Source organism: Photorhabdus kleinii (assembly GCF_025384885.1).
GTDB classification, from domain to species: Bacteria; Pseudomonadota; Gammaproteobacteria; order Enterobacterales; family Enterobacteriaceae; genus Photorhabdus; species Photorhabdus kayaii.
This window is the reverse complement of the sequence record NZ_JAJAFY010000049.1, coordinates 22252-34164: the sequence shown is the minus strand read 5'-3', so window position 1 is coordinate 34164 and position 11913 is coordinate 22252. Positions and strand designations below refer to the sequence as shown.

The 11913-nt window shown below is 38.2% G+C and carries 12 protein-coding genes; 5 read left to right on the top strand and 7 right to left on the bottom strand.

All coding sequences use genetic code 11. The features are described from left to right. Window positions 1-716, top strand: a 716-nt coding sequence (locus tag LG003_RS18610; protein ID WP_262981358.1) for a hypothetical protein, incomplete at its 5' end; no start/stop codon positions are given. Between the two features lie 54 nt (window positions 717-770). After that, window positions 771-1007 carry a hypothetical protein gene (locus LG003_RS18605; protein WP_112879136.1) on the top strand — a complete coding sequence of 79 codons (237 nt, stop codon included), beginning with the start codon at window positions 771-773 and terminating at the stop codon, window positions 1005-1007. Between the two features lie 195 nt (window positions 1008-1202). On the opposite strand, the gene LG003_RS18600 is transcribed toward LG003_RS18605, so the two are convergent. The 6 genes from LG003_RS18600 to syd all read right to left on the bottom strand — a co-directional run bounded on the left by LG003_RS18600 (window position 1203) and on the right by syd (window position 7218). Next, window positions 1203-2414 (bottom strand): MFS transporter, encoded by a 1212-nt coding sequence (locus LG003_RS18600; protein WP_262981357.1) that lies wholly within the window; start codon window positions 2412-2414, stop codon window positions 1203-1205. A gap of 23 nt (window positions 2415-2437) precedes the next feature. Further along, window positions 2438-3196 (bottom strand): glutamate racemase, encoded by a 759-nt coding sequence (murI, locus tag LG003_RS18595; RefSeq protein WP_262981356.1) that lies wholly within the window; start codon window positions 3194-3196, stop codon window positions 2438-2440. Between the two features lie 110 nt (window positions 3197-3306). Further along, a complete protein-coding gene (locus LG003_RS18590; protein ID WP_262981355.1) occupies window positions 3307-4278 on the bottom strand; it encodes a TauD/TfdA family dioxygenase in 972 nt (323 codons plus the stop codon). Window positions 4279-5060: 782 nt separating this feature from the next. After that, window positions 5061-5807: a tRNA pseudouridine(65) synthase TruC gene (gene truC, locus LG003_RS18585; RefSeq protein WP_112876507.1), complete on the bottom strand. Its 747-nt coding sequence runs from the start codon at window positions 5805-5807 to the stop codon at window positions 5061-5063. Between the two features lies 1 nt (window position 5808). Next, a complete protein-coding gene (locus tag LG003_RS18580) occupies window positions 5809-6141 on the bottom strand; it encodes a YqcC family protein (protein ID WP_112876506.1) in 333 nt (110 codons plus the stop codon). A 522-nt stretch (window positions 6142-6663) separates the two neighbouring features. Continuing rightward, complete coding sequence (syd, locus tag LG003_RS18575; protein ID WP_262981354.1) at window positions 6664-7218, bottom strand: SecY-interacting protein; 555 nt, start codon at window positions 7216-7218, stop codon at window positions 6664-6666. Window positions 7219-7381: 163 nt separating this feature from the next. Here syd and queF point away from each other — a divergent pair, with 163 nt between their 5' ends. From queF to xni, 3 genes are all read left to right on the top strand, one after another. After that, window positions 7382-8230 carry an NADPH-dependent 7-cyano-7-deazaguanine reductase QueF gene (queF, locus tag LG003_RS18570; protein WP_112876504.1) on the top strand — a complete coding sequence of 283 codons (849 nt, stop codon included), beginning with the start codon at window positions 7382-7384 and terminating at the stop codon, window positions 8228-8230. Between the two features lie 122 nt (window positions 8231-8352). Beyond that, on the top strand, window positions 8353-9720 hold the full coding sequence (ppnN, locus tag LG003_RS18565; protein ID WP_112876503.1) for a nucleotide 5'-monophosphate nucleosidase PpnN: 1368 nt from the start codon (window positions 8353-8355) through the stop codon (window positions 9718-9720). Between the two features lie 63 nt (window positions 9721-9783). Then, entirely contained in the window at window positions 9784-10542 is a 759-nt protein-coding gene (gene xni, locus LG003_RS18560; RefSeq protein WP_262981353.1) for a flap endonuclease Xni, read from the top strand. Here xni and LG003_RS18555 read toward each other — a convergent pair. Beyond that, on the bottom strand, window positions 10539-11912 hold the full coding sequence (locus LG003_RS18555) for a TolC family outer membrane protein (RefSeq protein WP_112876501.1): 1374 nt from the start codon (window positions 11910-11912) through the stop codon (window positions 10539-10541). The genes xni and LG003_RS18555 overlap by 4 nt on opposite strands. Between the last annotated feature and the right edge of the window lies 1 nt (window position 11913).

Genomic DNA, 11913 nt, shown 5'->3' with positions numbered 1-11913 from the left:
ATTCCCGTACATCAGCAGACTTTTTTTCTGCTTTTATTTACTCTATTGCTTCAATTATTTATTTCACTGACTTTAAAAGCCATAATTTAAAAAATAACAATTTAAAAAGCAATAACTTAAAAAAACAAAAACACAATATTAAATATCCTGTAGAAACAACCAATAAATTAGTTGTTTTCTTTGCCTTTTCCAGTTTAGTTATCATCAATGTTTGCTTTTTCCTATCCTTAATGATTATGCCAGCAATGCGAACAAAATATTTTGAACATATTGATATAATTCAAATGTATATCATATTACTGATTATATGGTTCCCCTGTGCAATTGGGATCATGAAAATCATTAAATCTGCACTTTTAACCAAAATAATCATGATAGGTAATATCATGCAATTATTCTCTCTCGGATTCTGCTTACTTAGCATTATAACAAATTCTGGCATACTCTATTTGCTATTCACAATTATGGTATTTTTAGCTAATAGCATTATGCAACCTATTTTTTTCTCTTATTTGGGATTATATTCAAAAAACTCTCTTTATACTTTGGGTATGCAATCAGGGATTTATGTCTTTATTACTATGATCATTCTTTTTTATACTATTTATTTAGATGTTGGCGTTGAAGAAATCATTGCTGGATTTACAATATTACTAATTTCTTCAATAATTATCTCGCCTATTTTTCGCTTTGCCGTTGACTCTAAAAAGCAATAAAGCCAGCGTAATTATTATATTAAAAAATTTATTGCGCAATGAAGAAACATAATAATGACGGGCATTTCACACGAACAAAAATCAACCGCACTGACTAATAATACAGCCAAATTTCCTTTTCTCAATAGAAGAAACATTCATATTCTTCAATTATATCATCTAAAAAATTCAAATACTTATATACCCGTCATCTTTCAAGTTGCCTCTTTGTTGGCTGCACTCACTCACCCCGGTCACATCGTTATCTATGCTCCCGGGGATTCGCTCCCTTGCCGTCGCGATCCATCTTGAAATCCATTGGGTATATACTTACAGAAAATATTTATTTTATGCCAAGTGATGAGGATGATATAGATACCACACAATTGAAAGATACGCTATTACAAATGATTAGTTTGGTAATTATGAAGGATAAAAAGCACCCTAAAGTGCTTTTTATACAACCATTGATGATAAGCAGTAAAGGTACAATAATCATACCCTACATTAGCTTGCTAATACCTTTTTATTTCTAAAGTAAGTACTTAGTAAAGCAAAGAAAGTAAAAAGTATCAGTAATATCCAACTTAAGTTATAACTACCTGTAATATCTCTTAATATCCCTACTAATGGCGCAATAACAATCACAGATACTTGATTAGCAGTCATAGCCAAACCTAAAGCAAATCCCATCCTATCCTTAGGGGCTGTGTCTGCTATATAAGCTATCCAAGGGCCATACCAACCTACTCCAAAGAAACCAAGTAAGATCATTAATGGGAATAAAAAATAATAACTATCAGTTTTAATAAAAAATAAAATAGTGATTCCAATTAAAGAGAAAAATAAGCAACATAATACTTGAAAATATCTATTTGTTTTTGTTCTGTCACTCCAGGCAGCTAAGGCTATTCTTCCTACAACCCCAGAGACAAGAGCTGAGAATAATAAAGTTGCACCTATAGATGGAGAAATTTTTAGCTCTTCATAAAAATAAGAAATTAGATAAATAACCACACTATATTGAATGGCTGTTAAACAAGCCCCAGACAACATAATATTAAACATAGCAGGTTCTTTAACCATTAACATTTTATTTCGGATAGTCGATATAATATTAATGTGCCGTATTTGCTTTGCTCTAGGATCTTTATCTTTATAAAATATAAAAAAAAGTGTAGCCCCAAAAATAGCAATGCATCCACTGGCAAAGAAAGCGAAATGCCAATTAAAACGTATTGCCAAAAATGGTAAGATTAAACTTGCTAAAGCCCCTCCTAGAGGTAATCCTGCTTGTCTAATCCCCATAGCAAAACCTAACTGACTTTTTGAAAACCAATTAGAAACAGACTTGGCCCCACCTGGTTGCGCAGAGCTATACCCAATCCCAAGAATAAATAAGAGTATGAGAATCGCATAATAGTTATCAAAAAATAGGGTAAAACATAGAGTCATTCCAACTAAAAAAACACCTATACTTACCACGTACTTTTCATTAAACCTATCAAGTAATTCTCCAGCTATTAGTAAACCAACTAATGGTGCAAGTTGAGCAGACGATACTAGTAACCCAATTTGGAATGCAGATAACGACATCTGTTGTTGCAATAGTGGAGCGATAGAACCTATCCCTTGAACAAAAAAACACGCACATGCCTGCGTTATCGTAGCTATAAATAACACTATCCATTTATAATTTTCAATATTTTGATTTATCACGAATTAATTATCCTAGAAGATCTTTATAAAAAACCACTATAAGAATATGGATAAGTAAAGTTATCGGCCTTACTTTGTTCTGTTAAGAATAAAAATTTCTGAATTCCCTTTTGAGAGTTAATTTGGTTAATCGCTTGATAAAGGGAGTTAACGGCATCATAGGCAGGATCCACCCATTCCTTAACATTTTTAAAAATATACTTTAATTCATCTTTAATATTAGGAAAGTGAGTACATCCTAAAATCACTACATCTACATTATCAATCTCTTCTTTTGTCATTGATTTTAGTATTAAACTTTCTATGTCATTGGTTTTTAATAGTATTCCTCTTGATTTCATCTCTGAAAAGTTAACCAGCTCTGTTAAACCTAACTTTTTAAAGATGAACTTATCATCAATTAACTTTTCACATATATTATTAACATATTCACTGTTAATTGTATTAGGTGTAGCAATCAGAAGAACATTTTTTTTTGAAGAGATCTGAAAAGCTTCTAAAATAGGAGGGAGCACTTTAATACAAGGCAATTTTAGTTTTTCTATAAAATTGTTACTCAATAAAGTTGATGCTGTATTACAGGCAATAATTAAACCAATTGGCTTAAATACTTGTACTGCTTGCTCTAACAGATCTTCTATTCTTTCTAGTAGTAAATTTCTATCCTTATTTCCATAAGGATAGAACTTATTATCAGCAATATAAACGACGTCAGTACCTAAAAAAAAATTCTCTACATATTTAGATACTGATAAACCACCAACTCCCGAATCAAAAATCAATATTCTAGGGGTATCAGTATTTATTTTTTCTACAGAATCACCATTAGAATTGTAAAATTTTATATTTTTTTTTCTAAAATAATCGTATCTTCAACTAACATAAAAACCTCTTACGCAATGATAGCTCGACTTTGAACAGATCCTCGCATTCCTCGAGATTTCTTTAAATCAGTTGTAAAGACAACTCTTGCTAACCAACGTGCTTTTTCTCCAAAGAAAGGTTCATATGCATCCCTGGCGTGTACACATCTAAAGTTATCAACAAATATGCAATCTGAAGTATTTAAAACAATTGATTCCTTATTTTTATTAAAAAAATCAATTACCTTATTGACTGCTTTTATTTCATCTAACGAATTGTTATCTAGGTTCAAAGCAGCAGCATTAATTCTTACATAAGGCTCTTCTTTTGCACCAAATAATATTGCTTGACCTTCTTCATCAACAATATTTGAAGTTGAATGAATTGGATTATGAGAAATATAAAACCTGTCCTGAAAAAGCAGTTCTTTTTCCTTGTCAGTAAGTTCAATACCGTCAATACAAGAAATTGTTGTTGGTGCTCTTTCTTCATTTCGCATACAGACAAGTCCCAAGAATTCAGCTCTTGCTGGATGAAAGGCATCTTCTACATGAAACCCAAAATCTTTATTTGAACCACTGCTTGAATTAGGGACATTTTGTAATTCTTCGAAAGGGATAATATTATTGTATATACTACCATTTCGTTGGGAAGTAAATCCCATTCCTTCTCCCAATAAAGATCCATATATACCTAATAATATTTTTGCATCATTAATTTTATATCCATCTTCTAATTCTATTAATTTTCTCGGAGTTGGTTGAACACCATTAAGTAAAACAGGGTTATCTTTAACATGAATAGCAGCATATTTCTCATGCCTCTTAAAATGATAAAACTCTTCTCTAATACTACGAGGCAACTCTTGTGCGAAAATTGAGGCTCTTTCTAGAAAGTCATATTGATTATCTAATTTCTCATCAAAAACAATATGATCTATTAAATCTTTAATCACTTTACTTTCATTTTGATCAGGTTTAATTTCCTTAATATATGTCATCTTCCTACTCTAATATAGTTAATATAATAAAGACCAATTTGGTTCAGGGAATTTATATTTTTTTAGTTTAAAACAAAATTTCATTTACATTTATTTACATTTTTATTATTTCCAAAATTTCATTTTATTCATAAATTTCAAAAATTTACATTATCATTGTAGAAAAAACATCTTTTTTCAAATCGAACAAAATATTTACGAAAATAATATTTAAATCCATTTTTTCAAAAAATCATGCATTTTTTATTTAAATACTAACGTAATATTACACTAGGAAACTTTTAATCTAAACAAGGTAGAAACTGAGTGTTTGTTTATTACTCATCGTATTAAAACCAACTATCAGTACTTTATCCATATAGGCTCTATTCATGTTGGCCTGTTTTCGTTTGCCACGAATACTGGTTTTTTTATTGTTTCCGCACGAAACATATTCAAAGTCAGATCATATACAAGCCAGAATTTCAGCAGTATCACCAGACTGGTTCTTAAATTTACGCCTAACTCAACGCAATAATACTTTGAGCAGATCGTTTCTCTTGTAGCTTTACTAAGCCTCGACTGAAAAGGTATATCCAAGGAAGTCGAAACGGGTGTGTTCATACCCGTCCTTTTGTTTCCCGTCTTTGCGCTTTGCAATAAGTAATTCGGGTTTTGTCAGGGTGAAACATTCCATCTACTACGCCAGCAACATACCTACAAAGCAAGACTGGGTTACTGTCGTAGAGAGCTTGCTTTGCTTGTAGTACTGGCGGGGTGGCGAGAGTCGACGACAGCTTTCGCTAATTACTATCATATTCCAAATCGGAGATAATACCTTGCCAGCCAAATTGTTGTATTAAATGCTGCCATGATGCATCCCATTTTGCCGTAAGCGATAATTTATCCCCCGTAACAGGGTGATCCAACTCAAGACAACTGGCATGAAGCATCAACCGACTGGTTTGATAATGCGCGGTAACCCCTCTGTTTTGCCGTAAATCGCCATGTGCTGTATCACCAATAATTGGGTGACGAATATGTGCCATATGGCGTCTTAATTGATGTTTTCGGCCTGTTTTCGGTGTCAATTCCAACAAACTAAAACGTGATGTAGGATAACGACCTATTTCTACCGGACACTCCACCGTTGCCAGTGGTCGGTAATAAGTCACGCAGGGCTGAGCCTCTTTATCACCCTCGGCAAATTTATCCGCGATTTTATCCAGCTCCTCAACCAGAGCGTAATCAATAATAGCTGATTCCAACACATAACCGCGCACGACGGCGTGATAAGTTTTTTGTAACTGATGATGTTCAAACTGTTGAGAGAGCTGACGGGCAACATCGCTGGAAAGCGCCATCAGCAATACGCCTGACGTCGGTCTATCCAGACGGTGTACAGGGAAAACATGCTGACCAATCTGATCACGCAATGTCTGCATAACAAAGACAGTTTCGTGACGCGCCAACCAGCTACGATGAACTAACCACCCCGCTGGCTTGTTAACTGCCACAATATGATCATCCTGATATAACACTTCCAACATATCAGACGTTATCCTGCATAAATAAGCGATCCAACGCACGAAGATGTTTAAACAGTTGCTGGTAACGCCCGGTAGTATCTTCTTTATAAGACTCCTCAAAATAAGGCGCGATAGCAAATGCCGTAGGCAACGCCAATCCCTGCTCCAACAATGCATACATTCTCGGAATTAATACCCACTGCAACCACTCTTCAGCTAACATCCTATCAATGGAAAACGGCTCAACACTTTCGAAAGCTTCCGGTTTAGGCGGATGACTCTGCCACAAGTCAATTTCCCTCATGGCTTCTTCAATTAACTGTAATTTATACAGAATTTGTTTTGCAGTACTCATATTTTCAGCCTGACTCAGTTTTTATTCAAAACAACCAAGTTAGCAAGAATACCATCGATACCCTTTAGCTGAAAATTTGCTTGCTCCACCAAATAAGAGAAGGGAGCGCACAAGCGCTCCCCTTAAGTTAAATTCTATAGCAGTCCCGCTAATAACACGCTCCCTGCTCACTCCTTGACAAATTGTCCCTAGTTGGTTATCCCTTACCCATCATTTTATTTGTTGCATATCATCCTGTTATGCATTGTGTCATCCTGACCATCATCACTCATCTGTCCTTGAGAAATTGTGCGCAATGATTCCTTTCCTGCTGAGGACAGAATGAATTAATTCTTTCGATGAAACAAGCTACACATAATGGAACCAGTAAGTCAGGGCAGAGAATAAAATCTGTGATTATTTATAGGCTATTGAAATAAAATGAAAATAATAAACTAATGTGAAACTCACAAAAGTAAACTATGATATCTCTTACATGAAGTGTAAGAGATATCTCACAAAGGCAGCGTTAAAAATCGGGGTCTAACGCATAGAGACAGGTTCAATTGCGCCAAGAAAGCTAATTAAGTCGGTAAATAAGCGCTTTCGTTTATGACTGCCAAACTGTTCCAAGATCACTTCACCGGTCAAATTACACAGAGAAATGATACCCATATCATCTGATTCCATCGTCGCAATAAACGCCGTTGGCGACAGTTTCAGCCGTTTCTGTGTCACCAAATGCCCTATCAAGTTTTCCTGTAAACGGATAAAGTCATCCTCACTCCAAACCTGAATCAAACTAAGCCGTTGACCTTCAAACGTTACCGTCATATCACCGGCCAATTGTGATGTATAAAAATCATGAATTGCTGGCTGCAATTGTATATCCAGTGCAACTTCGACGCTATTCAGCTTATCCTCTAAAGGAAAAGGCTGAGGAAACCAATAAACTTCGTTGTCACCAGTTTGGGTAATACAAGGTGATGGTACACCATAAAGTTCACGGCTTGCAGGAGGGGCTCCGGTTTCCTTCTGCCACAAATCAACATAACAACGGGTAAAATTAGACAACGCTTCTGTAACATTAGAAATCATATTATTTTCAACCGGTAACTGTTAGGGTGTACTTATGTTAAGGTGTACTTGGCAATTTCATAGTAAACCAAAGATAGTAAAATGAGCGAACAAATAAAATTCAGACAAACGCGTTAACTTGCTAAACTTAAGCAACCACTATTATCAGATTTTGAGGAATAACATGTCGTTATATCGGGATCACCAAGCTCTTGAGCAACTTACTCTGGGTAAAACCACTTTATATCGTGACCAATATGATGCCAGCTTATTGCAAGCTGTACCCCGCAATATGAACCGTGAACCGCTGGAAATTTTCCCTGATAATTTGCCATTTCATGGCGCTGATATCTGGACACTGTATGAACTGTCATGGCTGAATAGCCGCGGTTTGCCACAAGTTGCTGTCGGGCACGTTAGTTTAAATGCAGAAAGTAAAAACCTGATTGAATCTAAAAGTTTTAAGCTCTATCTGAACAGCTTTAACCAGACTCGTTTTGAAAATTGGCAGGCCGTTGAAGAAACACTACAGCGCGATCTGGCTGCTTGTGCTGAAGGTGAGGTAGAAGTGACACTTCATCATTTAGATCATTTCAATAACCAACCAATCGCCGCTTTTACCGGTGAATGTATTGATGATCAAGATATTGAAGTAACTGAATATAATTTCAACCGTCATTATCTGCAAGATGCAGCACAAGGCCCACAAGTGGAAGAAGTTTTAGTTAGCCATCTGCTGAAATCTAATTGCTTGATCACTCATCAACCTGACTGGGGATCTGTCCAGATTCACTACAAAGGGTTAAAAATCAATCGGGAAGCATTGTTACGTTACTTGATATCATTCCGGCATCACAATGAGTTTCACGAACAATGTGTCGAGCGTATCTTCAGCGATTTACAACAATTATGTGCACCAGAAAAGCTCTCAGTCTACGCTCGTTATACCCGTCGTGGGGGATTAGATATCAATCCGTGGCGTACAAATAGTGAAGGCTTTGTTCCAGCAACAGGCAGATTGGCACGTCAATAAATCCGTTTTAAATCTGCTTTCCTAAACGCAATTCGTGAAAAATAAGCTGAAATAGGGCATGTAATACATTCAGTTTAGTGATATTGATATGTAATCCATACACGGTATACAAGGAGTCATTCTTGATCACACATATCAACCCACTCGGCTCGATGGATTTATTATCTCAACTTGAAGTAGATATGCTAAAGAGTACCGCAAAAAGTGATCTGTATCGCCTGTTCCGTAATTGCTCACTGGCCGTACTCAATTCAGGTAGCCAAACCGATAATAGCAAAGAGCTGCTCTCTAAATACACCGATTTTGAGATTAACGTATTGCGCCGTGAGCGCGGGGTAAAACTGGAACTGGTGGATCCACCAGAAGATGCATTCGTTGATGGAAAAATTATTCATTCACTACAAGCTAACCTGTTCGCAGTGCTGCGGGATATCTTGTTTGTCCATACTCAGATTACCGAACCAGGACAACAAGATTATTCCGATTCAGAGAATAGCGCTCATATCACCAATAGAATATTCTCTATTCTGCGCCATGCCAGAGCGCTGCATACCGATGAAGATCTCAACATGATCGTCTGTTGGGGAGGCCATTCAATTAGTAAGCAAGAGTATCAGTATGGCCGTAAAGTCGGTAATCAGCTTGGGTTACGTGGATTGAATATCTGTACCGGCTGTGGCCCTGGAGCAATGGAAGCACCGATGAAAGGCGCGGCTGTCGGCCATGCTCAACAGAATTACAAAAATAGCCGTTTTATTGGTATTACCGAGCCATCAATCATTGCGGCTGAACCCCCAAATCCATTAGTGAACGAGTTGATTATCATGCCAGACATCGAAAAACGTCTGGAAGCTTTTGTTCGTATCGCTCATGGTATCGTTATTTTCCCAGGTGGTGTCGGTACAGCAGAAGAATTGCTTTATTTACTAGGTATTCTGATGAATCCAGAAAACCAAGAGCAAGTACTGCCATTAATTCTTACCGGACCAAAGGAGAGTGAAGACTATTTCCAGGTTCTGGACGAATTTATTGTTCATACATTGGGCGAAGATATACGACGCTACTATCACATCATCATTGATAATGCGCCTGAAGTTGCCAGAATAATGAAAGAAGCGATGCCATTAGTGAGAGATAGCCGCCACAGTACCGGTGATGCATATAGTTTTAATTGGTCAATGAAGATCAATTATGATTTGCAACAGCCGTTTGAACCATCCCATAAAAACATGGCTGATCTTAATCTCCATCCTGATCAACCATCTGAAAAACTGGCAGCGTCACTGCGCCGTGCTTTTTCCGGAATTGTTGCAGGTAATGTGAAAGAGGTGGGTATTCAAGCGATTGAAAAACAGGGTCCATTCAAAATCCACGGGGATGCTAAAATAATGCGCCATATGGATAAGCTACTGAAAGACTTTGTGGAACAGCATCGAATGAAGCTACCGGGAGGCACCGCCTATGAGCCTTGCTACGAAATTATCAAATAAAATTACCTGAAAAAATATCTGCGCTCCACGGATGGAGCATTATGCTATTTAAAGTGATCCCATATGATACACCTTCTTATTGTTGATGCTCTTAACCTTATCCGACGCATTCATGCTGTACAGGGCAGTCCATGTATTCCTGCTTGTGAACATGCGCTCCGGCAGCTTATCCAACATACTCATCCCACGCATGCCGTCGCAGTATTCGATGAAGAGAATCGCAGTCACAGTTGGCGTCACCAGATATTACCTGACTACAAAGCCGGCCGTTCGCCCATGCCTGACAATCTGCAACAAGAAATGCCGCAAATCAGAATATCATTTGAGCAACAAGGAGTCGCCTGCTGGCACGCAGAAGGGCATGAAGCTGACGATCTGGCGGCGACACTAGCCGTAAAAGTGACTTCTGCTGGTCACAACGTGACGATTGTTTCTACTGATAAAGGATATTGCCAGTTACTTTCACCCAATATCCGTATCCGTGACTACTTTCAAAAACGCTGGCTGGATATGCCATTTGTTCAACAAGAGTTTGGCGTCTTACCAGAACAATTACCTGATTATTGGGGACTGGCTGGGATAAGTAGCAGTAAAATTCCGGGGATTCAGGGGATCGGGCCGAAAACCGCTGCCACTTTATTGCAACAGGCCGGCACACTAGATAACCTCTTTCAGAACCTCGACCAACAACCCGATAAATGGCGCAATAAACTAGAATCTAATCAAGAAATGGCATTTATCAGCCGGGAAGTTGCGTCATTACGTACCGATCTGGCTTTAAATGGTAATCTGCAACAACTCCGGCTGACAACAGTAACCTAACGAAAATACTTCGCTATCTTATCCAGATGTTCGCCTCTTAATTCTCCGGCCTCACTAAGCAGGCCGATCCAAGCCTTAATATAATTATATTTTGCTTGTGAGAGATCGCGTCGAGCAGTATATAACTGCTGTTCAGCATTCAAGACATCCACATTAACCCGCTGCCCAAGCGCAACACTTTTACTGGTCGCGTCTACCTGCAAGCTAGCTGATTCAACCGCCATTTCATAAGCACTAATCCGTTTTTCACTATTTAAGTACTGATTATAATTGCGGCGTAATGCATTGAGGATTTCTCCAGCCTGAGCATCAAGATCATATTTAGTCCTGCCATAGTGGGCCGCCGCCTGACGTACAGAGGCAGACGTAGCACCACCATTATAGATATTCATGCTCATCCGTAAGCCAATGGTATCGGTTCGATATTTTTGATCTACAGTATTATCGCTACTGGATTCGTTTTCAGAATGGGATGCATAGAACTCCAGCTTAGGTAAATAGCCTGCCCGGTTGCGCTGCACTTCATGGTACGCGGCTTGCACTTCCTGACGAGAGGCAGATAAAACCGGGTTGTTAGCCAATGCCAATTTTTCCCACGCCTCATAACGCTCAGGCGACAATCTCAATACATGGAAACGCTTTTTATCTGATAGCCGTTGCACAGGCAAATCTACAGGGAGAGGAACGCCCACAATTAGCTGTAAACTTCGGATTGCCGCATCTAAATCGTCTTTGGCTGCTATCTCATCGGCAATCGCCTGACTGTAACGAGATTGCGTTTCCACCACATCAGTACGTGTCCCTTCACCAGAAGTAAATAATTTCTTATTCAGTTCCAGTTGCTTTTCATAAGCCATTTTCTGCCGTATGACTAAATCAATCTGATCCTGCGCATAAGCCACATCCACGTAAGCATTCACAACCCGAACAGCCAGTTGCTGAAAATCTGCCCGAAAACGTTCATTGCTCATCAAAGTGTGAGCCTGACTGGCTTTATAACGAGCCCATATTTCAAAATCGATCAACGGCTGAGTCAATACAACAGCCGCGTTATAACTGCTATATTGGCGATCCCGGCTGCTAGTTGTCTTCCTGCCCCAAAAGTCATACCCAACAGATTCCATATGTTGCCAATTCCGTGGTGAATTCTGGTAAGACATCATTACTTTAGGTAACAACTCTGCCCTGCCGAGCTTTTCATACTCTGCCCCCCCTTCCCGCTCTTTCACTGCGGCGAGAAAAGTAGGATCATTTTCTAATGCCAGCGCATAGGCTTCAGTCAAACTCAACGCCCATGTAGGAAAAGAGAACAGACTGACGCTGAAAAGAATCAGCAAACCAATTGATAAAGAAACATTATTCAGTTTCATA